The 23,511-nt window shown below is 65.8% G+C and carries 36 protein-coding genes; 1 reads left to right on the forward strand and 35 read right to left on the reverse strand.

All coding sequences use genetic code 11. The features are described 5' to 3' along the window. Positions 1-304: 304 nt before the first annotated feature. The 12 genes from truA to secY all read right to left on the reverse strand — a co-directional run bounded on the left by truA (position 305) and on the right by secY (position 8,680). Entirely contained in the window at positions 305-1,093 is a 789-nt protein-coding gene (gene truA / locus ACFWN2_RS35850) for a tRNA pseudouridine(38-40) synthase TruA (RefSeq protein WP_382435034.1), read from the reverse strand. 56 nt (positions 1,094-1,149) lie between these two features. After that, positions 1,150-1,707 (reverse strand): 50S ribosomal protein L17, encoded by a 558-nt coding sequence (rplQ, locus tag ACFWN2_RS35855; RefSeq protein WP_382435035.1) that lies wholly within the window; start codon positions 1,705-1,707, stop codon positions 1,150-1,152. A gap of 48 nt (positions 1,708-1,755) precedes the next feature. Beyond that, the gene (locus ACFWN2_RS35860) at positions 1,756-2,814 is read right to left on the reverse strand and encodes a DNA-directed RNA polymerase subunit alpha (RefSeq protein WP_089915248.1); all 1,059 of its coding nucleotides are present in this window, start codon (positions 2,812-2,814) and stop codon (positions 1,756-1,758) included. 151 nt (positions 2,815-2,965) lie between these two features. Continuing rightward, positions 2,966-3,571, reverse strand: a complete 606-nt coding sequence (gene rpsD / locus ACFWN2_RS35865; RefSeq protein WP_191298196.1) for a 30S ribosomal protein S4 — start codon at positions 3,569-3,571, stop codon at positions 2,966-2,968. A gap of 23 nt (positions 3,572-3,594) precedes the next feature. Beyond that, positions 3,595-4,002 (reverse strand): 30S ribosomal protein S11, encoded by a 408-nt coding sequence (gene rpsK, locus ACFWN2_RS35870; RefSeq protein WP_015105236.1) that lies wholly within the window; start codon positions 4,000-4,002, stop codon positions 3,595-3,597. A gap of 37 nt (positions 4,003-4,039) precedes the next feature. After that, entirely contained in the window at positions 4,040-4,420 is a 381-nt protein-coding gene (gene rpsM / locus ACFWN2_RS35875; protein WP_089915254.1) for a 30S ribosomal protein S13, read from the reverse strand. 219 nt (positions 4,421-4,639) lie between these two features. Next, positions 4,640-4,753: a 50S ribosomal protein L36 gene (rpmJ, locus tag ACFWN2_RS35880; RefSeq protein WP_010148647.1), complete on the reverse strand. Its 114-nt coding sequence runs from the start codon at positions 4,751-4,753 to the stop codon at positions 4,640-4,642. A 25-nt stretch (positions 4,754-4,778) separates the two neighbouring features. After that, positions 4,779-5,000, reverse strand: a complete 222-nt coding sequence (gene infA / locus ACFWN2_RS35885) for a translation initiation factor IF-1 (RefSeq protein WP_005166804.1) — start codon at positions 4,998-5,000, stop codon at positions 4,779-4,781. 122 nt (positions 5,001-5,122) lie between these two features. Further along, positions 5,123-5,704, reverse strand: coding sequence for a hypothetical protein (locus tag ACFWN2_RS35890; protein ID WP_382435036.1), 582 nt, complete (start codon positions 5,702-5,704; stop codon positions 5,123-5,125). Positions 5,705-5,913: 209 nt separating this feature from the next. Beyond that, on the reverse strand, positions 5,914-6,696 hold the full coding sequence (map, locus tag ACFWN2_RS35895) for a type I methionyl aminopeptidase (RefSeq protein WP_382435037.1): 783 nt from the start codon (positions 6,694-6,696) through the stop codon (positions 5,914-5,916). 106 nt (positions 6,697-6,802) lie between these two features. Further along, positions 6,803-7,363: an adenylate kinase gene (locus ACFWN2_RS35900; RefSeq protein ID WP_382435038.1), complete on the reverse strand. Its 561-nt coding sequence runs from the start codon at positions 7,361-7,363 to the stop codon at positions 6,803-6,805. Further along, positions 7,364-8,680, reverse strand: coding sequence for a preprotein translocase subunit SecY (gene secY / locus ACFWN2_RS35905; protein WP_382435039.1), 1,317 nt, complete (start codon positions 8,678-8,680; stop codon positions 7,364-7,366). 732 nt (positions 8,681-9,412) lie between these two features. On the opposite strand from secY, the gene ACFWN2_RS35910 reads away from it, so the two are divergent. Continuing rightward, the gene (locus ACFWN2_RS35910) at positions 9,413-9,793 is read left to right on the forward strand and encodes a hypothetical protein (RefSeq protein WP_382435040.1); all 381 of its coding nucleotides are present in this window, start codon (positions 9,413-9,415) and stop codon (positions 9,791-9,793) included. A 68-nt stretch (positions 9,794-9,861) separates the two neighbouring features. Here ACFWN2_RS35910 and rplO read toward each other — a convergent pair whose 3' ends face one another. From rplO to fusA, 23 genes are all read right to left on the reverse strand, one after another. Then, a complete protein-coding gene (rplO, locus tag ACFWN2_RS35915; protein WP_382435041.1) occupies positions 9,862-10,305 on the reverse strand; it encodes a 50S ribosomal protein L15 in 444 nt (147 codons plus the stop codon). Further along, positions 10,302-10,487, reverse strand: coding sequence for a 50S ribosomal protein L30 (gene rpmD, locus ACFWN2_RS35920; protein ID WP_089915761.1), 186 nt, complete (start codon positions 10,485-10,487; stop codon positions 10,302-10,304). Before rpmD ends, rplO begins: the two co-directional genes overlap by 4 nt. A gap of 2 nt (positions 10,488-10,489) precedes the next feature. Then, positions 10,490-11,098 carry a 30S ribosomal protein S5 gene (gene rpsE / locus ACFWN2_RS35925; protein WP_030473451.1) on the reverse strand — a complete coding sequence of 203 codons (609 nt, stop codon included), beginning with the start codon at positions 11,096-11,098 and terminating at the stop codon, positions 10,490-10,492. 34 nt (positions 11,099-11,132) lie between these two features. Then, on the reverse strand, positions 11,133-11,534 hold the full coding sequence (gene rplR, locus ACFWN2_RS35930; RefSeq protein WP_382435042.1) for a 50S ribosomal protein L18: 402 nt from the start codon (positions 11,532-11,534) through the stop codon (positions 11,133-11,135). 1 nt (position 11,535) lies between these two features. Then, entirely contained in the window at positions 11,536-12,075 is a 540-nt protein-coding gene (rplF, locus tag ACFWN2_RS35935; RefSeq protein WP_045309814.1) for a 50S ribosomal protein L6, read from the reverse strand. Between the two features lie 12 nt (positions 12,076-12,087). After that, the gene (rpsH, locus tag ACFWN2_RS35940; protein ID WP_030478309.1) at positions 12,088-12,486 is read right to left on the reverse strand and encodes a 30S ribosomal protein S8; all 399 of its coding nucleotides are present in this window, start codon (positions 12,484-12,486) and stop codon (positions 12,088-12,090) included. A 119-nt stretch (positions 12,487-12,605) separates the two neighbouring features. Continuing rightward, positions 12,606-12,791 (reverse strand): type Z 30S ribosomal protein S14, encoded by a 186-nt coding sequence (locus ACFWN2_RS35945; protein ID WP_030473455.1) that lies wholly within the window; start codon positions 12,789-12,791, stop codon positions 12,606-12,608. 4 nt (positions 12,792-12,795) lie between these two features. Further along, a complete protein-coding gene (gene rplE, locus ACFWN2_RS35950) occupies positions 12,796-13,359 on the reverse strand; it encodes a 50S ribosomal protein L5 (protein ID WP_330854395.1) in 564 nt (187 codons plus the stop codon). A gap of 2 nt (positions 13,360-13,361) precedes the next feature. After that, positions 13,362-13,676 carry a 50S ribosomal protein L24 gene (gene rplX, locus ACFWN2_RS35955; RefSeq protein WP_090065866.1) on the reverse strand — a complete coding sequence of 105 codons (315 nt, stop codon included), beginning with the start codon at positions 13,674-13,676 and terminating at the stop codon, positions 13,362-13,364. A 2-nt stretch (positions 13,677-13,678) separates the two neighbouring features. Continuing rightward, positions 13,679-14,047 carry a 50S ribosomal protein L14 gene (gene rplN / locus ACFWN2_RS35960; protein WP_030478306.1) on the reverse strand — a complete coding sequence of 123 codons (369 nt, stop codon included), beginning with the start codon at positions 14,045-14,047 and terminating at the stop codon, positions 13,679-13,681. A gap of 71 nt (positions 14,048-14,118) precedes the next feature. After that, positions 14,119-14,400 carry a 30S ribosomal protein S17 gene (rpsQ, locus tag ACFWN2_RS35965; RefSeq protein ID WP_065915974.1) on the reverse strand — a complete coding sequence of 94 codons (282 nt, stop codon included), beginning with the start codon at positions 14,398-14,400 and terminating at the stop codon, positions 14,119-14,121. Further along, positions 14,397-14,639 carry a 50S ribosomal protein L29 gene (rpmC, locus tag ACFWN2_RS35970; protein WP_030478304.1) on the reverse strand — a complete coding sequence of 81 codons (243 nt, stop codon included), beginning with the start codon at positions 14,637-14,639 and terminating at the stop codon, positions 14,397-14,399. Before rpmC ends, rpsQ begins: the two co-directional genes overlap by 4 nt. Beyond that, positions 14,639-15,058, reverse strand: a complete 420-nt coding sequence (gene rplP / locus ACFWN2_RS35975) for a 50S ribosomal protein L16 (RefSeq protein WP_089915289.1) — start codon at positions 15,056-15,058, stop codon at positions 14,639-14,641. The genes rpmC and rplP overlap by 1 nt, the downstream gene beginning before the upstream one ends. Positions 15,059-15,061: 3 nt before the next feature. Next, the gene (gene rpsC, locus ACFWN2_RS35980; RefSeq protein ID WP_090046576.1) at positions 15,062-15,892 is read right to left on the reverse strand and encodes a 30S ribosomal protein S3; all 831 of its coding nucleotides are present in this window, start codon (positions 15,890-15,892) and stop codon (positions 15,062-15,064) included. After that, positions 15,892-16,290, reverse strand: a complete 399-nt coding sequence (gene rplV, locus ACFWN2_RS35985; protein ID WP_360049052.1) for a 50S ribosomal protein L22 — start codon at positions 16,288-16,290, stop codon at positions 15,892-15,894. The genes rpsC and rplV overlap by 1 nt, the downstream gene beginning before the upstream one ends. 34 nt (positions 16,291-16,324) lie before the next feature. Further along, positions 16,325-16,606 (reverse strand): 30S ribosomal protein S19, encoded by a 282-nt coding sequence (gene rpsS / locus ACFWN2_RS35990; protein WP_030478300.1) that lies wholly within the window; start codon positions 16,604-16,606, stop codon positions 16,325-16,327. A gap of 18 nt (positions 16,607-16,624) precedes the next feature. Beyond that, entirely contained in the window at positions 16,625-17,458 is an 834-nt protein-coding gene (gene rplB / locus ACFWN2_RS35995) for a 50S ribosomal protein L2 (protein WP_089949047.1), read from the reverse strand. A gap of 19 nt (positions 17,459-17,477) precedes the next feature. After that, positions 17,478-17,777: a 50S ribosomal protein L23 gene (gene rplW / locus ACFWN2_RS36000; protein WP_065915972.1), complete on the reverse strand. Its 300-nt coding sequence runs from the start codon at positions 17,775-17,777 to the stop codon at positions 17,478-17,480. Beyond that, positions 17,774-18,460 carry a 50S ribosomal protein L4 gene (gene rplD / locus ACFWN2_RS36005; protein ID WP_382435043.1) on the reverse strand — a complete coding sequence of 229 codons (687 nt, stop codon included), beginning with the start codon at positions 18,458-18,460 and terminating at the stop codon, positions 17,774-17,776. Before rplD ends, rplW begins: the two co-directional genes overlap by 4 nt. Then, on the reverse strand, positions 18,460-19,110 hold the full coding sequence (gene rplC / locus ACFWN2_RS36010) for a 50S ribosomal protein L3 (protein WP_382435044.1): 651 nt from the start codon (positions 19,108-19,110) through the stop codon (positions 18,460-18,462). Before rplC ends, rplD begins: the two co-directional genes overlap by 1 nt. Positions 19,111-19,137: 27 nt before the next feature. After that, entirely contained in the window at positions 19,138-19,443 is a 306-nt protein-coding gene (gene rpsJ, locus ACFWN2_RS36015; protein ID WP_003938093.1) for a 30S ribosomal protein S10, read from the reverse strand. 588 nt (positions 19,444-20,031) lie between these two features. Next, positions 20,032-21,225, reverse strand: coding sequence for an elongation factor Tu (tuf, locus tag ACFWN2_RS36020; RefSeq protein WP_086669027.1), 1,194 nt, complete (start codon positions 21,223-21,225; stop codon positions 20,032-20,034). Between the two features lie 148 nt (positions 21,226-21,373). Beyond that, entirely contained in the window at positions 21,374-23,476 is a 2,103-nt protein-coding gene (fusA, locus tag ACFWN2_RS36025; RefSeq protein WP_382435045.1) for an elongation factor G, read from the reverse strand. Between the last annotated feature and the right edge of the window lie 35 nt (positions 23,477-23,511).

Consider the following 23,511-nt stretch of genomic DNA (forward strand, 5'->3'; position numbering starts at 1 on the left):
TTGTTTTTTTTTTTTTTTTTTTGTTTTTTTTTTTTGTTTTTTTTGTGTCTTTTTAAGATGTATACGTTTCTTGCGACCTCACCCCACCCCTCCTTGCATGTGGCCCGCTCTTGGCTCGACTCGTGACGAAACCACCCCACGGAACGCAACCAACAAAGCAACGCGCAGCCGCCAAAAGCAACAGGCGTGCCATCAACCCGCGAACGGCGCCGGCCCGGTTTTTGATCAGATTGGCGGGGTCTGGGGCGGAGCCCCAGGAAGCAGCCGCCGCTAAAGGACTCAACGCGACCAGCCCGCAAAATCCTCAGGACAGAGTGCGAACCCGCCGAGTCGCCTCAGCCCGAGCCGCCAACTCCGAATCCCCAGGAAAATCCACCCGAACCAAGCTCAACCCATGAGCAGGAGCCACAGCAACCCCAGAAGCCCGCCCCTGCAACGACAACAGGGACGCAGGCCACTCAACGGCCTTCCGCCCCTCCCCCACAGCGAGCAACGCCCCGATCAACGACCGAACCATCGAGTGGCAGAACGCATCAGCGGACACAAAAGCAGTGACAACATCATCAGCAGCCCGCACCAGCTCAAGCCGCTGCAACTCGCGAATGGTCGTAGCACCCTCACGCCGCTTGCAGAACGCACAAAAGTCGTGCTCCCCCAACAACAACCCAGCCGCGACGTTCATAGCGCCAACATCCAGCGGCCGAGGCCAGGCAAGGGTGTCCAACCGCCGCAACGGATGCGCTCCAAACACGGCATCCGAAACCCGGTACTCGTAATGCCGCCGCAACGCCGAAAACCGAGCGTCAAAGGCAGCCGGCACAACACGTGCGGAGAACACACGCACGTCCGTGGGCAACGCACGGGCCAAGCGCTTGGCCAACCCGGCGACATCCACGGAGTCAGGCAGATCAACGTGCGCGACCTGACCGGAGGCGTGCACACCGGCGTCGGTGCGGCCTGCGACGGTCAGCGAGACGTCCTCGCGCAGCACCATCGACATGGTGTCCTCCAGGACGCCGCACACGGTGCGCCGCGAAGGCTGCCGTGCCCAGCCGGAGAACTCCGTGCCGTCGTAACCCAGATCAAGGCGCACACGAACGAGCCCGCCGCCCCCGGAAGCGGGAACGGCGGGCTCGTCAGCGTTCAGACTCAGGACTTGTCCTTGGCGGACTCGTCCTTGGCCTCGGCAGACTCCTCGGCCTCAACGGCCTCAGCGGTCGGCTCGCCGTCAACCTCGACAGCGTCCTCGGCCTTGGTCTCGTCAGCCTCGACGACAGCCGCGGTCTCGGCCGGCTTCTCGTCCTTGGCGAACTTGGTCTTGCGCGCAGCCTCGGCCTCGGTGGAGACGAGCTTCTGCTGCACCAGCTCGATGATGGCCATGGGGGCGTTGTCGCCCTTGCGCGCCAGCGTCTTGGTGATGCGGGTGTAGCCACCGGAACGGTCGCTGAAGAACGGACCGATCTCGGCGATCAGCTTGTGCACGACGTCCTTGTCGCGGATCACCTTCATGATCTCGCGACGGTTGTGCAGGTCGCCGGCCTTGGCCTTCGAGATGATCTTCTCGGCGTACGGACGCAGCCGCTTCGCCTTGGCCTCAGTGGTCTTGATCCGGCCGTGCTGGAACAGCGCCGTCGCCAGGTTGGCGAGCAGCAGCCGCTCGTGCGCCGGAGACCCACCGAGCCGTGGGCCCTTGGTAGGGGTGGGCATCGCTTACTCCTGTAACTGAAAGAGATCCTCTAGCTCTGAATCAGAGCGTCAGAGCTGCTCGGTCTCCGCGTAGTCCTGACCGTCGTCGTGCGGGTCCAGGCCGGCACCGGCGCCCCAGCCCGTGTCACCGGGGTGGTAGTCGGCAGCAGCCGCGGACGGGTCGAACCCAGGAGGCGAGTCCTTCAGGGCGAGGCCGAGGCCGACGAGCTTCATCTTGACCTCGTCGATCGACTTCGCACCGAAGTTGCGGATGTCCAGCAGGTCCGCCTCGCTGCGCGACACGAGCTCGCCGACGGTGTGGATGCCTTCCCGCTTGAGGCAGTTGTAGGACCGGACGGTGAGGTCCAGGTCCTCAATCGGCATCGCGAACGCGGCGATGGTGTCAGCCTCGGCCGGCGACGGGCCGATCTCGATGCCCTCGGCGTCGATGTTCAGCTCGCGAGCGAGGCCGAACAGCTCAACCAGGGTCTTACCCGCGGAGGCAACCGCGTCCCTCGGGGTGATCGAGGGCTTGGTCTCCACGTCGAGGATCAGCTTGTCGAAGTCCGTGCGCTGCTCGACACGAGTGGCCTCGACCTTGTACGTCACCTTGAGAACCGGCGAGTAGATCGAGTCGACGGGGATGCGGCCGATCTCGGCGCCCGCCTGCTTGTTCTGGACAGCCGGGACGTAGCCGCGACCGCGCTCGACGACGAGCTCGATCTCCAGCTTCCCCTTGCCGTTCAGGGTCGCGATGTGCAGGTCGGGGTTGTGCACGGTGACACCGGCCGGAGGCACGATGTCGCCCGCGGTCACCACACCGGGGCCCTGCTTGCGCAGGTACATGGTCACCGGCTCGTCCTCCTCGGACGAGACGACGAGCTCCTTGAGGTTCAGGATGACGTCGGTGACGTCCTCCTTCACCCCGGGAACCGTGGTGAACTCGTGCAGCACGCCGTCGATGCGGATGCTCGTGACAGCAGCACCGGGGATCGACGAGAGCAGCGTGCGGCGGATCGAGTTGCCGAGCGTGTAACCGAAGCCCGGCTCCAGCGGTTCGATGACGAACCGGGAACGGGTCTCGGAGACCGCTTCCTCGCCGAGCGAGGGGCGCTGGGAAATCAGCACTGGGTTCAACCTTTCGACAACGACGCCCGCTATTTGACGCCGTCAACAACAGCCAGCCGCGAGGACCGGCGAACGCACTCGGCACACCCTTCGCGCCGATGCGGGACCCGACCCGAGCCACTGTCCGAAGAGGACAGTGGCTCGGAGAGGATCACTTCGAGTAGAGCTCGACGATGAGCTGCTCGGTGACAGGCGTGTCGATCTGCGCGCGCTCGGGCAACTGGTGCACGAGGATGCGCAGGTTCGAGGGAACGACCTGCAGCCAAGCGGGAATCGGGCGGTCACCGAAGGACGCGCGGGCAGCCTCGAAGGGCAGCGTCGGCATGGACTTCGGCTTCACATCGATGATGTCGAACTTCGACACCTGGTAGCTCGGGATGTTCACCTTGTGGCCGTTGACGATGAAGTGGCCGTGGGCAACCAGCTGGCGAGCCTGGCGACGCGTGCGGGCGAGGCCCGCGCGGTACACCACGTTGTCGAGGCGGGCCTCGAGGATCTGGAGCAGGTTCTCGCCGGTCTTGCCCGGACGGCGAACCGCTTCCTTGTAGTAGCGGACGAACTGACGCTCAAGGACGCCGTAGGTGTAACGAGCCTTCTGCTTCTCCTGGAGCTGCAGCAGGTACTCGGACTCCTTGACCCGGCCACGACCGTGCTGGCCGGGCGGGTACGGACGGCGCTCGAACGCCTGGTCCCCACCAACGAGGTCGACCTTGAGGCGACGCGAGATGCGCGTCGCGGGTCCCGTATAACGAGCCATGAGTTCTTACTCCTCCCCGTTCCTCAGACCCGGCGCCGCTTGGGCGGGCGGCAGCCGTTGTGGGGCTGCGGGGTCACGTCCTGAATGGTGCCGACCTCGAGACCGGCGGCCTGCAGCGAACGGATCGCGGTCTCACGGCCGGAGCCGGGACCCTTCACGAACACGTCCACCTTGCGCATGCCGTGCTCGGCGGCCTTGCGGGCGGCGTTCTCGGCAGCCATCTGCGCCGCGAACGGCGTGGACTTGCGCGAGCCCTTGAAGCCCACGTGGCCGGCGGACGCCCAGCTGATCACGTTGCCCAGCGGGTCCGTGATGGACACGATGGTGTTGTTGAACGTGCTCTTGATGTGCGCCTGGCCGTGCGAGACGTTCTTCTTTTCCTTGCGCCGGACCTTCTTGACCCCGGCGCCCGTGCGGGACTTGGGTGGCAAAACGAACTCCTAAGTTGAGGGCAGTAGACGCGAGGTCTTACTTCTTGCCGGCCTTCTTCTTGCCGGCGACGGTCTTCTTCGGACCCTTGCGGGTACGGGCGTTCGTCTTGGTGCGCTGACCGCGAACGGGCAGGCCGCGACGGTGCCGAAGACCCTCGTAGCAGCCGATCTCCATCTTGCGACGGATGTCGGCCTGAACCTCACGGCGGAGGTCACCCTCGACCTTGTAGTTCGTCTCGATGTGGTCCCGCAGCTTGGCGAGGTCGTCGTCCGTCAGATCCTTCACCCGGAGGTCCGGGGAGATCTCCGTGGCGGCGAGCAGCTCCTTGGAGCGCGTACGACCGATGCCGAAGATGTAGGTGAGCGCGATCTCCATCCGCTTTTCGCGGGGGAGGTCGACGCCAGCGAGTCGTGCCATGTGGCGGTTAACTCCTGTCGATTACTTCCAGGTCTGCTCCTCGTCCAGTTCCGGTGACTGACTCGCTGTGTGTCGTTCCGGCTGCTCTCACAGCCGGTGTCCCGGCCCCGGCCTGGAATCCGGGGGTGTCCGCACGCTGATGAAGCCGCGTGCGGTAGGTACGAGGAGGCTTCTCGTTACTGCGTCATCGAAGAGCCCGACGAGCGCGAGTGGAACTGCTCAGCCCTGGCGCTGCTTGTGGCGCAGGTTCTCGCAGATCACCATGACCCGGCCGTGACGGCGGATCACCTTGCACTTGTCGCAGATCTTCTTGACGCTCGGCTGAACCTTCACGCCTGAGATCTCCTGCTACTGGAGGTCACTTGTAGCGGTAGACGATGCGCCCGCGGGACAGGTCGTAGGGCGAGAGCTCCACGACAACCCGGTCCTCAGGGAGGATGCGGATGTAGTGCTGTCGCATCTTGCCGCTGATGTGCGCGAGTACCTTGTGACCGTTCTCCAACTCGACCCTGAACATCGCGTTGGGGAGCGGCTCGACTACGCGGCCCTCGACCTCAATGGCCCCGTCCTTCTTGCCCATGTCCTCCGCGTTTCGTGACGGTGATAAATACGTTTGGGCGCGTCCCAGCTCGGCTCGATCTCACCTGCGAGGGCATGACAGAACCGGCGCGACAGATGCGCCACCTGACCAGTGTACGCAGTTCACTGCGGCAACCCAAATCGGGTCCGGTCGACGCCCTCGTCGGGCAGCGCGCCCCGCTCGAGCACCGGCCGCAGGCGTGCGATGTCGTTGAGCTCGGACTCGTGCCTGCCGAGCACCGACTTCAACGTCCGCAGGCGTTGAGCCGCGATCCTGCTGCCGTACGCGGTGTCGTCGGAACACCTCTGAGCTGCGTTGTTGAGCGCCGGATCACCGGATCCGACGCCGTAGCTCTCCAGGCTCGGGTCGCCGGGACCCCGCTGGGAGAACCCCGCCCGGTCGAGGCAGTGCAGCAGCGTGGCGGAGGTCGCCCGTGTCTCGGCGGCCTCCGGACCCGACTGGAGCAGGACCTGCCACTCGCGGACGACGACGTCGTGCAGCGCCGTGATGCGACTCACGGCATCGCCGTACTCCCACGGCGCCTCGGCCCGGATCGCGCCCCCGCACCCGCCGTCGACGGGCGTGGGCGGGCTGATGAAGTTCGGACGCCGCACGATCACGTCGCTGAACGGCGGTGAGCAGTGCTCGACCGCCGCGATCGTGTCCGCGAGGAAGAGCCGGTCGGCGATCCGCTCCGCCGGCACGTCCTGGTAGGTGAGATCGGTGGCCGGCTTCGTGGCAGCACAGCCTGCTAGTGGAATCAGAAGGGCGGACAGGACGAAACGGGTTACCCCCACAATGCCCCCAAGCATTGGACTCGCTCGTCACCTCGACCGTAGCGGTGGGCGCAAACGAAATAGCCCCGCTCGCCGGAGGGCGAACGGGGCTACGTCCAAAACCGTGCTCGGGATGCTCAGTCCTCCTCGGGCGCCGTGAGCACCCAGGGACCGTTCTCCGTGATCGCGACGCTGTGCTCCCAGTGCGCGGCACGCGTGCCGTCGAGCGTGGTGACGGTCCAGCCGTCCTCCAGCTCCTGGGAGTCGTCGGTGCCGAGGGTCAGCATCGGCTCGATCGCGATGGCCATGCCGACCTTGAGCTTCGGCCCCTTGCCGGGCTTGCCGTAGTTCGGCAGGAACGGGTCCATGTGCATCTTCGTGCCGATGCCGTGGCCGCCGTAGTCCGCGACGATGCCGTACTCGATGCCGTCGCGCTCCCCCGACTCGATCGCCGAGGACTCGATGGCGAACGAGATGTCCGTCAGCCTGCCGCCGGGCACCGCGGCCGCGATGCCCGCGAGCATCGACAGCCTGGTCGCCTCGGAGAGCCTGTGGTCCGCGGGCGAGAGCTCGCCGACGCCGACCGTGACGGCCGAGTCGCCGTGCCAGTCGTCGAGGATCGCGCCGCAGTCGATGGAGATCAGGTCGCCCTCGGCCAGCACCTGCTGCTTGGTGGGGATGCCGTGGACGATCTGGTCGTTCACCGACGCGCAGATGCTCGCCGGGAAGCCGTGGTAGCCCTTGAACGACGGGATGGCGCCGGCGTCGCGGATGGTCTGCTCGGCGATCTCGTCGAGCTCCCAGGTGGACACACCGGGCTTCACCGCCGCGACGACGTTCTTCAACGCCCTCGCCACCACCAGACCGGCGGCGCGCATCGCCTCGAGCTGGCCGGGCGTCTTGATCTCGATCTTGCTCATGCCTTCACCGAATGACTTGATCGGGCGGGGTCGTCCCCCGGCAAACAATGCGGGCTCCGGCGCGGTCGGCCGAGGGCCGACGAGCACCGAAGCCCGCCTAGTTCAACTACTTCTCGTCGCGCAGGGAGTTCAGCGCGGCCAGTGCCCGCTCGCTGATCTCGTCGATCTCGCCCACCGCGTCGATGGAGATGACCTTCTCCGCGTAGTAGCTCAGCAGCGGCGCGGTCTCGTTGCGGTACACCTGCTGGCGGTGCCGGATGACGTCTTCCTTGTCGTCCGTGCGTCCGCGTGCGAGCAGCCGCTCCACCACGACGTCCTCGTCGACCCGGAACTCCAGCACCGCGTCGAGCGAGTGGCCGCCGACGGCCAGGAACTCGCCCAGCTTGTCGGCCTGCGCGACGTTGCGGGGGAACCCGTCGAGCAGGAACCCGTCCGCCGCGTCGGACTCGGCCAAGCGCTTGCGCACCATCTCGTTCGTGATGGAGTCCGGCACGAGAGCGCCCTCGTCGAGGATGCTCTGCACCTCCAGCCCGAGCTCGGTCTGGTTGCTGATGTGTGACCGGAAGAGGTCGCCCGTCGAGATGTGCGGCACGCCGAGCTTGCGGCTCAGAACTTCGGCCTGGGTGCCCTTGCCCGCACCGGGCGGGCCAACGAGAACGAGTCGCATCTAGCGGAGGAACCCTTCGTAATTGCGCTGCATGAGCTGGCTCTCGATCTGCTTCACGGTGTCGAGACCGACACCGACCATGATCAGAACCGCGGTGCCGCCGAACGGGAAGTTCTGGTTCTGGCCGTCGCCGGTCAGGTCCAGGAACAGGTTCGGCAGGATCGCCACGATGCCGAGGTAGAGCGAACCGGGGAGCGTGATGCGACCCAGGACGAACTTGAGGTACTCGGCGGTGGGGCGACCGGGGCGGATGCCGGGGATGAAGCCACCGAACTTCTTCATCTCGTCAGCGCGCTCGTCCGGGTTGAACGTGATGCCGACGTAGAAGTACGTGAAGAAGACGATGAGCATGAAGTACGAGAGGATGTGCACCCAACTCGACTGCTTGACCAGGTAGGTCTGGACGAAGGTGGAGAACCAGTTCGTCTCGGTCGAGTTGCCCTGGGTCAGGCGCACGATCAGGTCCGGCAGGTACAGCAGCGAAGAGGCGAAGATGACCGGGATGACGCCGGCCTGGTTCACCTTGAGGGGGAGGTACGTCGACGTACCGCCGTACATGCGGCGGCCGATCATGCGCTTGGCGTACTGCACCGGGATGCGGCGCTGGGCCTGCTCGACGTAGATGACGCTCGCGATGATGACGAGGGCGGCGGCGAGGACCAGGAAGAAGGTGACCCGGCTCTCGTCCTTGTCCCAGATGTTCTTGCCCTCGGCCGGGATGCGGGCCGCGATGCCGGTGAAGATCAGCAACGACATGCCGTTGCCGATGCCCTTCTCCGTGATCAGCTCGCCCAGCCACATGATGACCGAGGTACCGGCGGTCATGGTGATGACCAGCACGATGAGGGTGAAGATGCTGTCCTTGTTGGGAATGACGTCCTGGTCGCACTCACCGAACAGCTGGCCGCGGACCGCCAGCGCCACGAGACCGGTCGACTGCAGGATCGCGAGACCGATCGTCAGGTAGCGCGTGTACTGCGTCAGCTTGCCCTGACCGGCCTGTCCTTCCTTCTTCAGCTGCTCGAACCGCGGGATGACCACGGTGAGGAGCTGAATGATGATGCTCGCGGTGATGTAGGGCATGATGCCCAGCGCGAACACGGACAGGTTGAGCAGTGCACCACCGCTGAACAGGTTGATCAGCGAGTAGATGTTCTGGCCCTCGAGCGCTTCTGCACACGCCCGCACGTTCTTGAAGGACACGCCCGGCGCGGGCATGGTCGCTCCAAGCCGGTACACAATGATGATCCCGAGCGTGAAGAGGATCTTCTTGCGTAGATCCGGCGTCGCGAGAGCCGAGCGGAATGCGCCGAGCACGCGAACCTCCTGAGCGTTGCCGACCCCCAGGGACCGGCACATGCGGTAGTTGGCAGGCCGAGGTAGGTAGCCACGACCAAGCAACCCGGAGGACATCCGGGTTCAGCCCGCAACACTAACAGGGCCTCACGACCTGGCCGTACCCAGTGGCCAATCACAGGTTCCTGACGGTTGATCATTCACGTGCCCGGTACGCCATACGGCCGAGCGACCTGCGGGATTCCGTGCTACGGCAGCGATACGCCGAGAGCGAACGCCGCCTCGCTCACTCCTCCGAACGGCCCAGTTGCGCAGCCGGAAATCCCTCCGACCAGCACCGACGACCGGGTGGATTCACGAGAGCCGAACTCGGGTTGTGACGCATTTGCACCTCCCCTACTCTCGGCCGGGGGAACACGAGATGTCCGGAGTGTTCCCCGAAGTGGGAAACATGAGAGCTGGGGGCTCGATCATGCTTTCACGTGCCGCAACAATCCTCGCGTCGCTGCCCTTGCTGCGGGCCGACGGCGAGAGAATCCGCCGTTTAGGCCGGTGAGCCCGGTGCGCACGCCCGCAGTGCTCCCTCACGTGAGCACTCGCCCGGCCTAGCACCGCACATTTCCGCACCAGCGCAGGCAATCCTCGTGGGCGCTCGAAAACGCGTCGCACGAGCCGAGTTCCGGCGCGCCCGTTCGCATTCCCGTCTTCGCCGACGTTCTTTTGGCGACCCCGAAAAACAAAGGAGAGATCACCATGATTCGTCGTCTCGCTTCCCTCGCCCTGGCAACGGGTGCCGCGATGGCAGCCCTGAGCGCACCGGCCGTCGCCACGACGGTGGACTCCATCCCCGCGTCGATCCTGGCCTGCCACACCGCCGACGCCCCCACCTCGGGCGGGGGCTGGGTGCACGGCAAGGGCTGGGGAGACTGCAAGCAGAGCGTCGACGTCTTCGTGCAGCGGTTCGGCTGGACCTGGGAGATCTACGCCGAGGCCCACTACAACGGCCCCGGCAGCGCGGTCGCGTCGTACAACTGCACGGGTACCGGCCACTACAGCTACCGCACGCTCGTCCAGTGGTACGACGGCACCGGCCCCAAGAACGCGATCTCGGACGAGCGCCGCTTCAACTGCTGACCCGATCAACGCGAAGGGCCCCGAGGCGAACGCCTCGGGGCCCTTCGGTGAGTTCTGGGATCAGAACATCAGGACGCGACGGTGGACGAACCACCAGCAGCGGCCAGCTTCTCCACAGCGGACTTGGAGAACTTGTCGGCGGTGACGTCCAGCTTGACGCTGACGTCGCCATCGCCCAGCACCTTGACGAGGTGGCCCTTGCGGACCAGGCCTGCCAGCACCAGCGCGGGAACGTCCACCGTGCCGCCCTCCGGGAAGGAGGCAGCGATGGCGGAGACGTTCACGACCTGGTACTCGGTGCGGAACGGGTTCTTGAAGCCCTTGAGCTTCGGAAGCCGCATGTGCAGCGGCATCTGGCCACCTTCGAAGCGCGGCGAGACGTTCTTGCGAGCGCCCGTGCCCTTCGTACCGCGGCCGGCGGTCTTGCCCTTGGAGCCCTCACCACGACCGACGCGGGTCTTGGCGGTCTTGGCTCCGGGGGCGGGACGCAGGTCGTGAATCTTGATGGTCACGACTGGACCTCCTCAACAACCACCAGGTGACGCACGGCCTTGATCAGGCCGAGGACCTGGGGGGTGTCCTCACGCACGACCGACTTGCGGATCTTGCCGAGCCCGAGGGTCCGGATCGACTCGCGGTGGTTGTGCTTGGTACCGATGGTGCTGCGGACCTGGGTGATCTTGAGCTGAGCCATGATCACACCCCCTGGCCCGCGCGAGCGCGGATCATGCCGGCGGGGGCGACGTCCTCGAGGGGCAGGCCACGACGGGCCGCGACCTCTTCGGGACGCTGCAGGCCCTTGAGGGCCGCCACGGTCGCGTGCACGATGTTGATCGCGTTGTCGGAGCCGAGCGACTTCGACAGCACGTCGTGCACGCCGGCGCACTCGAGGACGGCGCGGACAGCGCCACCCGCGATGACACCGGTACCGGCCGAGGCCGGACGCAGCAGGACCACACCAGCGGCCTTCTCACCCTGAACCGGGTGGGGGATGGTGCCGGCGATGCGGGGAACGCGGAAGAAGTTCTTCTTCGCTTCCTCGACACCCTTGGCGATGGCCGCGGGAACTTCCTTGGCCTTGCCGTAGCCGACGCCGACCATGCCGTCGCCGTCGCCCACCACCACGAGGGCGGTGAAGCTGAAGCGACGACCACCCTTGACCACCTTGGAGACGCGGTTGATCGCAACCACGCGCTCGAGGTGGGGGGTCTTCTCCTGGGCCGCGCCGCCGCGGCCGCCGTCACGACGGTCGCGGCGCTCTCCGCGCTCGCCCCCGCCGCCTTCGCGACGCGTACGTCCTGGCATCAGGCGTCCCTCTCAATTCCGGTGATGATCATTGTCAGAACTCCAGCCCCGCCTCGCGAGCGGCGTCCGCCAGAGCAGCGATCCGGCCGTGGTACGCGTTGCCGCCGCGGTCGAACACGACCGCCGTGACGCCGGCGTCCTTGGCACGGGCCGCGGCCAGCTGGCCGACCTTGGCCGCACGGGCCTTCTTGTCGCCCTCCAGGGAACGGACGTCGGCCTCCATGGAGGAAGCGGACGCGATCGTGTGGCCCTTGAGGTCGTCGATGATCTGCACGGTGATGTGCTTCGACGAACGGTGCACGGCCAGGCGCGGACGCTCGGCGGTGCCGTTGACCTTCTTGCGGAGGCGGAAGTGGCGACGGGTCTTGGCAACACGACGCCTGGTGGAGATGTCCTTGCCCACCGGCTTGCGCTTCGTAACAGTCGACTCGCTCATGTCACTTACCCGTCTTTCCGACCTTGCGACGGATCTTCTCGCCCGAGTAGCGGACGCCCTTGCCCTTGTACGGGTCGGGCTTGCGCAGCTTGCGGATGTTGGCGGCGACCTCACCGACCAGCTGCTTGTCGATACCCGAGACGGAGAAGCGGGTCGGGGTCTCCACCGCGAAGGTGATGCCCGCGGGGGCCTCGACCTTGACGGGGTGGGAGTAACCGAGCGCGAACTCGAGCTCAGAGCCCTTGAGCGCGACGCGGTAACCGACGCCGTGGATTTCCATCTTCTTTTCGTAGCCCTGGGTCACGCCGACGACCATGTTGTGCACGAGCGTGCGCGACAGGCCGTGGAGCGCGCGGTTGCGGCGCTCGTCGTTCGGGCGCTTCACCTCGAGAGTGCCGTCTTCGGCCTTCTCGACGATGATCGGCTCAGCGAGCGTCAGCGTCAGGAGACCCTTGGGGCCCTTGATGCTGACGTCCTGGCCGGCGATGTTCACGTCGACCCCGGAGGGGACAATGATCGGCTGCTTACCGATGCGCGACATGTCTACTCCCCCTTACCAAACGTAGGCGAGGACTTCTCCGCCCACGCCTGCCTTGTTGGCCTGACGGTCGGTCATGAGACCGCCAGAGGTCGAAATGATCGCCACGCCGAGGCCACCGAGAACTCGGGGCAGGCCAGTGGACTTCGCGTACACGCGCAGACCGGGCTTGGACACGCGGCGGAGGCCGGCGATGCTGCGCTCACGGTTCGGGCCGTACTTCAGCTCGACGACCAAGTTCTTGGCCACCTCGCCGTCCTCGTCGCGGTACGAGGCGATGTAGCCCTCGCGCTTGAGGATCTCGGCGATGTTCGCCTTGATCTTGGAGTGCGGCATCACGACCTTGTCGTGGTAAGCCGAGTTCGCGTTCCGCAGACGAGTGAGCATGTCTGCGATGGGATCGGTCATCGTCATGGTGACCTGGTCAACCTTTCTCGCTGCGGTTCACCGGCTCAGGGTCCAGACCAGCCCTCCCCGGAGGGAGGGACTGGACGGTCGTGTGCGGGCCTACAGCGAAGTAATGAAGCTTGGAATTACCAGCTGGACTTGCTGACGCCAGGCAGCTCACCGCGGTGAGCCATCTCGCGCAGGCAGATCCGGCAGAGGCCGAACTTGCGGAACACCGCGTGGGGGCGGCCGCAACGCTGGCACCGGGTGTAACCCCGGACCTTGAACTTCGGCTTCTTCGCGGCCTTGTTGATCAACGCCTTCTTGGCCATCGAGTCAGTTCTCCTTGAACGGGAAGCCCAGGTGCTTCAGCAGCGCCCGGCCCTCCTCGTCGTTCGTGGCGGTGGTGACGACGGTGATGTCCATGCCGCGAGGCCGGTCGATAGCGTCCGGGTCGATCTCGTGGAACATCGACTGCTCGTTCAGACCGAACGTGTAGTTGCCGTTGCCGTCGAACTGCTTGCCCGAGAGGCCGCGGAAGTCGCGGATACGGGGCAGCGCGATCGTCAGCAGACGGTCGAGGAACTCCCACATGCGGTCGCCGCGCAGCGTGACGCGCGCACCGATCGGCATGCCTTCACGCAGCTTGAACTGCGCGATGGACTTGCGGGCCCGACGGACCTCGGGGCGCTGGCCGGTGATGATCGAGAGGTCCTTGACGGCACCCTCGATCAGCTTGCCGTCACGGGCGGCGTCGCCGACACCCATGTTGACGACGACCTTCACGACGCCCGGGATCTGCATGACGTTGGCGAAGGAGAACTGCTTCTGCAGCTCGCCCTTGACCTCGTCGCGGTAGCGCGTCTTGAGCCGCGGGATGATCTTCTCTGCGGTGGTCATGATCAGATGTCCTTCCCGTTACGACGGGAAATGCGGACCCGCTTGCCCTCGTCGTTCGTCCGGTAACCAACACGGGTCGGCTTGCCGTCCGAGTCGACCACCATCACGTTGGAGACGTTGATCGGGGCTTCCTGGGTCACGATGCCACCAGACTGCGCGCCCCGCTGGGTCTGCGTGATCTTGGTGTGCTTCTTGATCCGGTTGACGCCCTCGACCAGGACCTTGCCGTTCTCCGGGTAGGCCTGGATGACCTTGCCCTTGGCGCCCTTGTCCTTGCCGGCGATGACGACGACCGTGTCGCCCTTCTTCACCTTCATGGTCAGAGCACCTCCGGAGCCAGCGAGATGATCTTCATGAACTTCTTGTCGCGCAGCTCACGGCCGACCGGGCCGAAGATGCGGGTACCGCGGGGCTCGTTGTCGTTCTTGATGAGCACGGCGGCGTTCTCGTCGAAGCGGATGTACGAGCCATCCGGACGACGACGCTCCTTGACGGTGCGGACGATGACAGCCTTGACGACGTCACCCTTCTTCACACCGGCACCGGGGATCGCGTCCTTGACGGTCGCGACGATGATGTCGCCGATGCCCGCGTAGCGGCGACCCGAACCACCGAGAACACGGATGCAAAGGATTTCCTTCGCACCGGTGTTGTCGGCGACACGAAGTCGCGACTCCTGCTGAATCACTTACCTGCTCCTTGACCATTCCTGGCCCGCCGGATTTCCGACCCGACGGGCTCGGTCTGTCTAGAAAGGACTTACTTGGCCTTTTCGAGGATCTCGACGAGGCGCCAGCGCTTGGTCGCCGACAGGGGCCGGGTCTCCATGAGCAGGACGCGGTCGCCGATGCCCGCCGCGTTCTCCTCGTCGTGCACCTTCACCTTGGTGGTGGAGCGCATGATCTTGGAGTAACGCGGGTGCTTCTTGCGGTCCTCGAGCGCGACGACGATCGTCTTGTCCATCTTGTCGGACACGACGAGGCCCTCACGGACCTTGCGGTCGTTGCGCTTCTCGGTCTGAACTTCGTTGCTTTCGGTCATGCCGCACCCTCACCAGTGGAATCCGGCGTGACGGAGAGCCCGAGCTCCCGCTCCCGCATCACGGTGTAGATCCGGGCAATGTCGTGCCGGACCGTGCGCAGACGCCGGTTGTTGTCGAGCTGGCCCGTGGCCATCTGGAAGCGAAGGTTGAAGAGCTCTTCCTTCGATTCCTTCAGACGCAGCACGAGCTCTTCCTCGGTGAGCTCACGCAGCTCGGAAGCGGTGGTACCCGCTGCCATCAGAACTCACCACCCTCACGCGTAACGATGCGGCACTTCATCGGGAGCTTGTGGATCGCGCGGCGGAGCGCCTCGCGAGCGACCTGCTCGTTCGGGAACGCCATCTCGAAGAGGACGCGACCCGGCTTGACGTTGGCCACCCACCACTCCGGCGAACCCTTACCGGAACCCATGCGGGTCTCGGCCGGCTTCTTCGTCAGCGGACGGTCCGGGAAGATGTTGATCCAGACCTTGCCGCCACGACGGATGTGGCGCGTGATGGCGATACGAGCGGACTCGATCTGCCTGTTGGTGACGTACGCCGGCTCCAGAGCCTGGATGCCGAACTCACCGAAGGTGACCTTCGTGCCGCCCTTGGCAGCGCCCGACCGCTTGGGGTGGTGCTGCTTGCGGTGCTTGACCCTACGAGGGATGAGCATGACTCAGCTCTCCGTCTTCTCTGCAGCAGCCGGGGCCTCGGCCGACGCCGTGGCGTCAGCTGCGGCACGGCCGGCCTCGGTGCTCGTCGCGGTGGTGCCGCTGGCACCGGAGCGACGGGCCCGGTTCGGACGCTCGCCACGGTCGCGGCGCGGGGCGCGGTCGGCCTGAGCCGGTGCCGCGTCGAGCGCGCGCTTGGCCGAGATGCCACCGACGATGTCGCCCTTGTAGATCCACACCTTCACGCCGATACGGCCGAACGTGGTGCGGGCCTCGAAGAAGCCGTAGTCGATGTTCGCGCGGAGCGTGTGCAGCGGCACGCGGCCGTCGCGGTAGTGCTCCGAGCGGGACATCTCGGCGCCGCCGAGGCGACCGCCGCACTGCACGCGAATGCCCTTGACCTGCGGCGAACGCATGGCCGACTGAATGGCCTTGCGCATCGCGCGCCGGAAGGCGACGCGGTTGGACAGCTGCTCGGCGACACCCTGTGCCACGAGCTGCGCGTCCGACTCGGGGCTCTTGACCTCGAGGATGTTCAGCTGGACCTGCTTCTTGGTGAGCTTCTCCAGCTCACCGCGGATGCGGTCCGCCTCGGCACCACGACGGCCGATGACGATGCCCGGCCGGGCGGTGTGGATGTCGACGCGCACCCGGTCACGGGTCCGCTCGATCTCCACCTTGGAGATGCCGGCACGCTCCATGCCCTTGCTGAGCAGGCGGCGGATCTTGACGTCCTCCGCCACGTACTCGGCGTACTGCTTGTCTGCGTACCAGCGGGACTTCCAGTCGGTGGTGATCCCCAGCCGGAAGCCGTGCGGGTTGATCTTCTGGCCCACTACCGCGTTCCCTTCACGCTGGTCTTCTTGGGACGAGACTCCACCTCGATGGTGATGTGGCTCGTCCGCTTGCGGATCCGGTACGCGCGGCCCTGGGCACGCGGGCGGAAACGCTTGAGGGTCGGACCCTCGTCCACGTAGGCCACCGACACCCAGAGGGTGGAGGGGTCCAGGGACAGGTTGTTCTCGGCGTTGGCCATGGCGCTGGCGAGCACCTTCGCGACCGGCTCAGAGGCGGCCTGGGGCGCGAACTGGAGCACGGCCAGGGCCTCGCTGGCGTTACGACCCTTGATGAGCTCGATGACGCGACGCACCTTCATGGGGGTGTCGCGAACGTAACGAGCCCGAGCCACGGCGCGCGGAAACTCCGCTGCCTCAGCGTCCTTACGGGCGTTCATCGCTGCTTTTCCCTTGCTCTTCTCAGTTCGACGCCTAGCGGCGACGAGACTTCCGGTCGTCCTTGATGTGGCCCTTGAAGGTGCGGGTCGGGGCGAACTCGCCCAACTTGTGCCCGACCATCGCCTCGGTCACGAACACCGGGACGTGCTTGCGACCGTCGTGCACCGCGATGGTGTGGCCGAGCATGTCCGGGATGATCGTGGACCGGCGGGACCACGTCTTGATGACGGTCTTCTTGCCCGCTTCGTTCTGAACGTCCACCTTCTTGAGCAGGTGGTCGTCGACGAAGGGACCCTTCTTAAGGCTGCGAGGCATCCTTCACTCCCTCCCTGCTCAGCGCTTCTTACCGGTGCGACGACGCCGGACGATGAGCTTGTCGCTTGGCTTACGGCGGCGGGTACGACCCTCGGGCTTACCAGCCGGGTTGACCGGGTGGCGACCACCGGAGGTCTTACCCTCACCACCACCATGCGGGTGGTCAACGGGGTTCATGGCGACACCGCGGACGGTGGGCTTCTTGCCCTTCCACCGCATGCGGCCGGCCTTGCCCCAGTTGATGTTCTGGTGCTCCTTGTTGCCGACCTCGCCGAGCGTGGCGCGGCAGCGCACGTCCACGTTGCGGATCTCGCCCGAAGGCATCCGCAGCTGGGCGTACGGGCCGTCCTTCGCCACGAGCTGCACCGAGGCACCGGCGGAGCGGGCGATCTTCGCGCCGCCACCGGGGCGGAGCTCGATCGCGTGGATCACGGAACCGACCGGGATGTTGCGCAGCGGCAGGTTGTTGCCCGGCTTGATGTCGGCCTTGGGGCCGTTCTCAACCGTGTCACCCTGCTTGAGCTTCTCCGGGGCGATGATGTAGCGCTTCTCGCCGTCCGCGTAGTGCAGCAGTGCGATGCGCGCGGTGCGGTTGGGGTCGTACTCGATGTGAGCGACCTTGGCCGGCACGCCGTCCTTGTCGTTGCGACGGAAGTCGATCAGGCGGTAAGCCCGCTTGTGACCGCCACCCTTGTGCCGGGTGGTGATCTTGCCCGAAGCGTTGCGGCCACCCAGCTTGTGCAGCGGGCGGATCAGCGACTTCTCCGGAGTCGACCGAGTGATCTCGGCGAAGTCGGAGACGCTCGCACCGCGACGACCGGGAGTCGTCGGCTTGTACTTGCGAATGCCCATCTCTACGCAGTCCTCGTCATCAGGCGGCAGGGCCGCCGAAGATCTCGATCGCCTTGCTGTCAGCCGACAGCGTCACGATCGCGCGCTTCGTGTCCTTGCGCTTGCCGAACCCGGTGCGGGTGCGCTTGCGCTTGCCCTGCCGGTTGATGGTGTTGACGCTGACGACCTTCACGCCGAAGACCTTCTCCACGGCGATCTTGATCTGGGTCTTGTTCGAACCCGGCGCCACCAGGAAGGTGTACTTGTTCTCCTCGAGCAGCCCGTAGGACTTCTCGGAGATCACGGGCGCGAGCAAGATGTCCCTGTGGTCGGGGATCACTTGGAACCCTCCTCGTCCACGACAGTCGCCGTGGCCTCGGCCGAGCCCGAGCCCGACTGGGCCTTGCTGGCGAGGAACACGTCGAGCGAGTCCTTGGTGAACACCACGTCGTCGTTGACGAGCACGTCGTAGGTGTTGAGCTGGTCGGGCGCGATCACGTGCACGTGCTGCAGGTTGCGCACGCTGACCCACGCGACCTCGTCGGTGCGGTTGAGCACCACGAGAACGCGACGAGCCTGGGTGACCGACTCCAGGACCTTGCGCGCGGTCTTGGTCGACGGGGTGTCCCCGTCCACCAGGCCGGACACGACGTGGACCTGGTTGGCGCGGGCCCGGTCGGAGAGGGCGCCACGCAGAGCGGCGGCCTTCATCTTCTTGGGCGTCCGCTGCGAGTAGTCGCGCGGCTGCGGGCCGTGGACGACGCCACCGCCGGCGAACTGCGGCGCACGCGTCGAACCCTGGCGGGCACGGCCGGTGCCCTTCTGGCGGTAAGGCTTCTTGCCACCGCCGGACACCTCGCCGCGGGTCTTCGTGGAGTGCGTGCCCTGGCGCGCGGCGGCCTGCTGGGCCACGACGACCTGGTGCAGCAGCGCCACGTTGGCCTGCGCGTCGAAGACGGAGGCCGGCAGCTCGACCGAGCCGGCGGACTTGCCGTCCGGGGTGCGGATCTCAACAGTCGACATCAGGCACCGCCCTTCGCAGCAGTCCGGACGAACACCAGACCACCCTTGGGGCCGGGAACAGCGCCCTTGATGAGCAGCAGGCCGTTCTCGGCATCGATCTTGTGCACCTTCAGGTTCTGGGTCGTCACGCGCTCGTGGCCCATGCGGCCAGCCATGCGCAGACCCTTGAAGACGCGACCCGGAGTGGCGCAGCCACCGATGGAACCCGGCGAGCGGTGCTTGCGCTGGGTGCCGTGGCTGGAGCCGAGGCCCCGGAAGTTGTGGCGCTTCATGACACCCGCGGTGCCCTTGCCCTTGCTGGTGCCGGTGATGTCGACAACAGCGCCGGCCTCGAACACCTCAGCGGTGATCTCCTGGCCGACCGTGTACTCGCTGGCGTCGACCGTGCGCAGCTCCACCAGGTGGCGACGGGGCGTGACCCCGGCCTTGGCGAAGTGGCCCGCGACGGGCTTGTTGACCTTGCGCGGGTCAATCGCGCCGGCCGCCAGCTGGACGGCGGTGTAGCCGTCCTTCTCTTCGGTGCGTACCTGGGTCACGACATTGGGCTCAGCCTTGACGACGGTCACCGGGACGACCCGGTTGTTCTCGTCGAAGACCTGAGTCATGCCGAGCTTGGTGCCCAGGATGCCCTTCATCTGCCTGTCAGACATTGGTCCGTTACTCTCCGCGCCCAACGCTTACTGGATGTTGACGTCGACGCTGGCCGGCAGGTCGATGCGCATGAGCGCGTCCACCGTCTTCGGCGTCGGGTCGAGGATGTCGATCAGCCGCTTGTGCGTGCGCATCTCGAAGTGCTCGCGCGAGTCCTTGTACTTGTGCGGCGAGCGGATGACGCAGTACACGTTCTTCTCAGTGGGCAGCGGCACTGGCCCGACAACCCGAGCGCCGGTGCGCGTCACGGTCTCCACGATCTTGCGCGCAGACGCGTCGATCGCTTCGTGGTCGTAGGCCTTGAGCCGGATGCGGATCTTTTGTCCCGCCATGATGGCTTGCCGTTCCTCTGCTTCTCGTAACCGCTGCGGTGCGGTGCCTCGGATGAGGCCTGTTACAGCCTCTTGGCGCGCTCCGCCCCTGTTGAAGTGTCATGGTGCCCGGTCCACGCGGTCGGGCGTGTCGCGCCCGCTACGCATACCGGTCCCACTCAAGGTCTCCCCGGTGGGATTGGGCCTACCACAGCCCATGCACCCTGATGCCCATCTCCGCAAGGAGGCGTTCACTAACAGGGCGCGGACGCTCGATCGAAATACGCGGACACGCACAAGGCGAGCCCGGCCCTTCATCGAGCAACCCGTAAAGGATGCCACACGAGCGCGAGGCGATCCAAATCGGGGTGGGTGAGTTGGAGGCAGATCACGTCGGGATCTTGGCCGGTGAGCGGCGCCGTCCGTCTCTTGTGGAGCGATGAGCGAAACGGTTCCGTTGCCCGGCAACGGATCCCCGCGGCAGGTCTGCCTCCTGCGCGCCTTCGAACAAAACGACGTGAGCTGACGCACACATCGGGTGCTCAACGACGAAGGCCGGGCCAACGAAGATCGTTGGCCCGGCCCGTCGCCGAACTGGGTCGAGCTAGGTCACTTGATGATCTTGGTGACCGAGCCGGCGCCGACGGTGCGGCCACCCTCGCGGATCGCGAAGCGGAGGCCCTCGTCCATGGCGATCGGCTGGATGAGCTTGACGTCCATACCGGTGGTGTCACCCGGCATGACCATCTCGGTGCCCTCGGGGAGCGTCACAACGCCGGTCACGTCCGTCGTCCGGAAGTAGAACTGGGGACGGTAGTTGTTGAAGAACGGCGTGTGGCGGCCACCCTCGTCCTTCGACAGGATGTAGACCTGCGCGGTGAACTCGGTGTGCGGGGTCGTGGTGCCCGGCTTCACGATGACCATGCCGCGCTCCACCTCCTCGCGCTTGATGCCGCGGAGCAGCAGCGCGGCGTTGTCGCCCGCGCGGCCCTCGTCGAGGAACTTCTTGAACATCTCGATCGAGGTGACCGTCGTCTTCTTCGACGTCTCCTTGATACCGACGATCTCGATCTCGGAGTTCACGTTGATGATGCCGCGCTCGATGCGACCGGTCACCACGGTGCCGCGACCGGTGATCGTGAAGACGTCCTCGACGGGCATGAGGAACGGCTTCTCGGTGTCGCGCTCCGGCTCCGGGATCGCCGTGTCAACGGCGGCCATGAGCTCGAGAACGGACTTGCCCCACTGCTCGTCGCCCTCGAGCGCCTTCAGCGCCGAGACGCGCACGACCGGCAGGTCGTCGCCCGGGAACTCGTACTCGGAGAGCAGCTCGCGGACCTCGAGCTCGACGAGCTCCAGGATCTCCTCGTCGTCCACCATGTCGGCCTTGTTCAGGGCGACAACGATGTAGGGGACGCCGACCTGGCGGGCCAGGAGGACGTGCTCCTTCGTCTGCGGCATGGGACCGTCGGTCGCCGCCACGACCAGGATGGCGCCGTCCATCTGCGCCGCACCGGTGATCATGTTCTTGATGTAGTCGGCGTGCCCGGGGCAGTCGACGTGCGCGTAGTGACGGTTCTCCGTCTGGTACTCGATGTGCGCGATCGAGATCGTGATGCCGCGCTGCTTCTCTTCCGGCGCCTTGTCGATCTGGTCGAACGCGAACGAGGCGTTCACATCGGGGTACGCGTCGTGCAGAACCTTGGAGATCGCCGCGGTCAGCGTGGTCTTGCCATGGTCGATGTGACCGATGGTGCCGATGTTGACGTGCGGCTTCGTCCGCTCGAACTTCGCCTTGGCCACTGGATTGTCCTCCTGGACTTCTTTTTGCTGGTCCGGCGGGCATCTGTGGCCACCCGCCGGACTTACACGTCAGGGTCTGAAAGTAGCGGACCCCAGGGATTCACCCCCGGAGAGCCCGCGGTCGAACTGCGGTGCTCCGGTTGGGGAATTACTCCCCGGTCGCCTTCGCGATGATCTCCTTCGAGACGTTCGCGGGAACCTCTGCGTAGGAGTCGAACACCATCGAGTAGTTGGCACGACCCTGGGTCTTGGACCGCAGGTCACCCACGTACCCGAACATTTCCGACAGCGGAACCAGTGCCTTGACGACACGGACGCCGCTGCGCTCCTCCATGGCCTGGATCTGGCCACGGCGGGAGTTCAGGTCGCCGATCACGTCGCCCATGTACTCCTCGGGCGTCGTGACCTCGACGGCCATCAGAGGCTCGAGGATCGCGGGAGACGCCTGACGGGCGGCTTCCTTGAGGGCCATCGAACCAGCGATCTTGAACGCCATTTCCGAGGAGTCGACCTCGTGGTAGGCGCCGTCGAGCAGAGTCACCTTCACGCCGACCAGCGGGTAACCCGCCAGCACGCCGTACTGCAGCGCGTCCTGCGCACCCGCGTCGACCGACGGGATGTACTCGCGGGGGATGCGACCACCGGTGACGGCGTTGACGAACTCGTAGAGCGCGCCGTCTTCCTTCTTCTCCAGCGGCTCGACGGTGACGAGCACCTTCGCGAACTGGCCGGAGCCACCGGTCTGCTTCTTGTGGGTGTAGGAGTACTTCTCCACCGCCTTGCGGATGGTCTCCCGGTACGCCACCTGAGGCTTGCCGATGTTGGCCTCGACCTTGAACTCGCGGCGCATGCGGTCCACCAGGATGTCCAGGTGGAGCTCGCCCATGCCGGCGATGATGGTCTGGCCCGTCTCCTGGTCGAGGTTGACCCGGAACGTCGGGTCCTCCTCGGCCAGCTTCTGGATCGCGGTGCCGAGCTTCTCCTGGTCCGCCTTCGTCTTGGGCTCGATGGCCACCTGGATGACGGGCTCGGGGAAGGTCATCGACTCGAGCACGATGGGGTGCTGCGGGTCGGCGAGGGTCTCACCGGTCGTGGTGTCCTTCAGACCGATCACGGCGTAGATGTGGCCCGCGATGGCCTCGGTGACCGGGTTCTCCTTGTTGGCGTGCATCTGGAAGATCTTCCCGATGCGCTCCTTGCGGTCCTTGGTCGCGTTGACGACCTGGGTGCCGGAGGCGACCTTGCCCGAGTAGACCCGGATGTAGGTCAGCTTGCCGAAGAACGGGTGCACGGCGATCTTGAACGCCAGCGCCGAGAAGGGCTCGTCGGACGAGGCCTTGCGCGACACGACGGTCTCGCCGTCCTGCAGCGTGCCCTCGACCGGCGGGAGGTCCAGCGGCGACGGCAGCAGGTCGATGACCGCGTCGAGCATGGGCTGGACGCCCTTGTTCTTGAACGCGGAACCGCAGAGGACCGGGTACGCGGTGCCCTCGGAGACGATCTTGCGGAGGCCGGCCTTGATCTCCTCGACGGAGAGGTCGCCCTGCTCGAAGAACTTCTCGGTCAGGTCGTCGTCGGTCTCCGCGACGGCCTCCAGGAGCGCCTCGCGGTACTCCTGCGCCTTCTCGACGAGATCCGCGGGGATCTCCTCGATCGCGTAGTCCTCGCCCTTCTGGACTTCGCCACGCCACGTCAGGGCGCGCATCTCGACCAGGTCGACGACGCCGATGAAGTCGCTCTCGGCACCGATCGGCAGCTGGATCGGGATCGGCCTGGCGCCGAGCCGGTCCTGAATGGTCTTGATGGTGAAGTAGAAGTCCGCGCCGAGCTTGTCCATCTTGTTGACGAAGCAGATGCGCGGGACGTCGTACTTGGTCGCCTGCCGCCAGACCTGCTCGGACTGCGGCTCGACGCCCTCCTTGCCGTCGAAGACGGCAACGGCGCCGTCGAGGACGCGCAGGTTGCGCTCGACCTCGACGGTGAAGTCGACGTGGCCGGGCGTGTCGATCAGGTTGATCTGGTGGTTCTTCCAGTAGCAGGTCGTCGCGGCCGACGTGATCGTGATGCCGCGCTCCTGCTCCTGCTCCATCCAGTCCATCACGGCAGCGCCGTCGTGAACCTCGCCGATCTTGTAGCTGATCCCCGTGTAGAAGAGGATCCGCTCAGTCGTCGTGGTCTTGCCCGCGTCGATGTGGGCCATGATCCCGATGTTGCGGACCTTGGCAAGATCAGTGAGCACGTCCTGTGCCACGGGTCTTTCCCCTGTCTTGAGCTTGTGAGCTCACT

Source organism: Lentzea sp. NPDC058436 (assembly GCF_042721515.1).
Lineage (GTDB): Bacteria > Actinomycetota > Actinomycetes > Mycobacteriales > Pseudonocardiaceae > Lentzea.

What these genes read in the sequence shown, in the direction of transcription:
- rplQ (WP_382435035.1), bottom strand. Translation starts at nt 1,707, where the DNA reads ATGCCCACCCCTACCAAGGGCCCACGGCTCGGTGGGTCTCCGGCGCAC.
- rpsD (WP_191298196.1), bottom strand. Translation starts at nt 3,571, where the DNA reads ATGGCTCGTTATACGGGACCCGCGACGCGCATCTCGCGTCGCCTCAAG.
- rpsM (WP_089915254.1), bottom strand. Translation starts at nt 4,420, where the DNA reads ATGGCACGACTCGCTGGCGTCGACCTCCCCCGCGAAAAGCGGATGGAG.
- infA (WP_005166804.1), bottom strand. Translation starts at nt 5,000, where the DNA reads ATGGGCAAGAAGGACGGGGCCATTGAGGTCGAGGGCCGCGTAGTCGAG.
- map (WP_382435037.1), bottom strand. Translation starts at nt 6,696, where the DNA reads ATGAGCAAGATCGAGATCAAGACGCCCGGCCAGCTCGAGGCGATGCGC.
- ACFWN2_RS35900 (WP_382435038.1), bottom strand. Translation starts at nt 7,363, where the DNA reads ATGCGACTCGTTCTCGTTGGCCCGCCCGGTGCGGGCAAGGGCACCCAG.
- ACFWN2_RS35910 (WP_382435040.1), top strand. Translation starts at nt 9,413, where the DNA reads ATGATTCGTCGTCTCGCTTCCCTCGCCCTGGCAACGGGTGCCGCGATG.
- rpmD (WP_089915761.1), bottom strand. Translation starts at nt 10,487, where the DNA reads ATGGCTCAGCTCAAGATCACCCAGGTCCGCAGCACCATCGGTACCAAG.
- rpsE (WP_030473451.1), bottom strand. Translation starts at nt 11,098, where the DNA reads ATGCCAGGACGTACGCGTCGCGAAGGCGGCGGGGGCGAGCGCGGAGAG.
- rplR (WP_382435042.1), bottom strand. Translation starts at nt 11,534, where the DNA reads ATGAGCGAGTCGACTGTTACGAAGCGCAAGCCGGTGGGCAAGGACATC.
- rplF (WP_045309814.1), bottom strand. Translation starts at nt 12,075, where the DNA reads ATGTCGCGCATCGGTAAGCAGCCGATCATTGTCCCCTCCGGGGTCGAC.
- rpsH (WP_030478309.1), bottom strand. Translation starts at nt 12,486, where the DNA reads ATGACGATGACCGATCCCATCGCAGACATGCTCACTCGTCTGCGGAAC.
- ACFWN2_RS35945 (WP_030473455.1), bottom strand. Translation starts at nt 12,791, where the DNA reads ATGGCCAAGAAGGCGTTGATCAACAAGGCCGCGAAGAAGCCGAAGTTC.
- rplE (WP_330854395.1), bottom strand. Translation starts at nt 13,359, where the DNA reads ATGACCACCGCAGAGAAGATCATCCCGCGGCTCAAGACGCGCTACCGC.
- rplX (WP_090065866.1), bottom strand. Translation starts at nt 13,676, where the DNA reads ATGAAGGTGAAGAAGGGCGACACGGTCGTCGTCATCGCCGGCAAGGAC.
- rpsQ (WP_065915974.1), bottom strand. Translation starts at nt 14,400, where the DNA reads ATGACCGAAAGCAACGAAGTTCAGACCGAGAAGCGCAACGACCGCAAG.
- rpmC (WP_030478304.1), bottom strand. Translation starts at nt 14,639, where the DNA reads ATGGCAGCGGGTACCACCGCTTCCGAGCTGCGTGAGCTCACCGAGGAA.
- rplP (WP_089915289.1), bottom strand. Translation starts at nt 15,058, where the DNA reads ATGCTCATCCCTCGTAGGGTCAAGCACCGCAAGCAGCACCACCCCAAG.
- rplV (WP_360049052.1), bottom strand. Translation starts at nt 16,290, where the DNA reads ATGAACGCCCGTAAGGACGCTGAGGCAGCGGAGTTTCCGCGCGCCGTG.
- rpsS (WP_030478300.1), bottom strand. Translation starts at nt 16,606, where the DNA reads ATGCCTCGCAGCCTTAAGAAGGGTCCCTTCGTCGACGACCACCTGCTC.
- rplB (WP_089949047.1), bottom strand. Translation starts at nt 17,458, where the DNA reads ATGGGCATTCGCAAGTACAAGCCGACGACTCCCGGTCGTCGCGGTGCG.
- rplD (WP_382435043.1), bottom strand. Translation starts at nt 18,460, where the DNA reads ATGTCGACTGTTGAGATCCGCACCCCGGACGGCAAGTCCGCCGGCTCG.
- rplC (WP_382435044.1), bottom strand. Translation starts at nt 19,110, where the DNA reads ATGTCTGACAGGCAGATGAAGGGCATCCTGGGCACCAAGCTCGGCATG.
- rpsJ (WP_003938093.1), bottom strand. Translation starts at nt 19,443, where the DNA reads ATGGCGGGACAAAAGATCCGCATCCGGCTCAAGGCCTACGACCACGAA.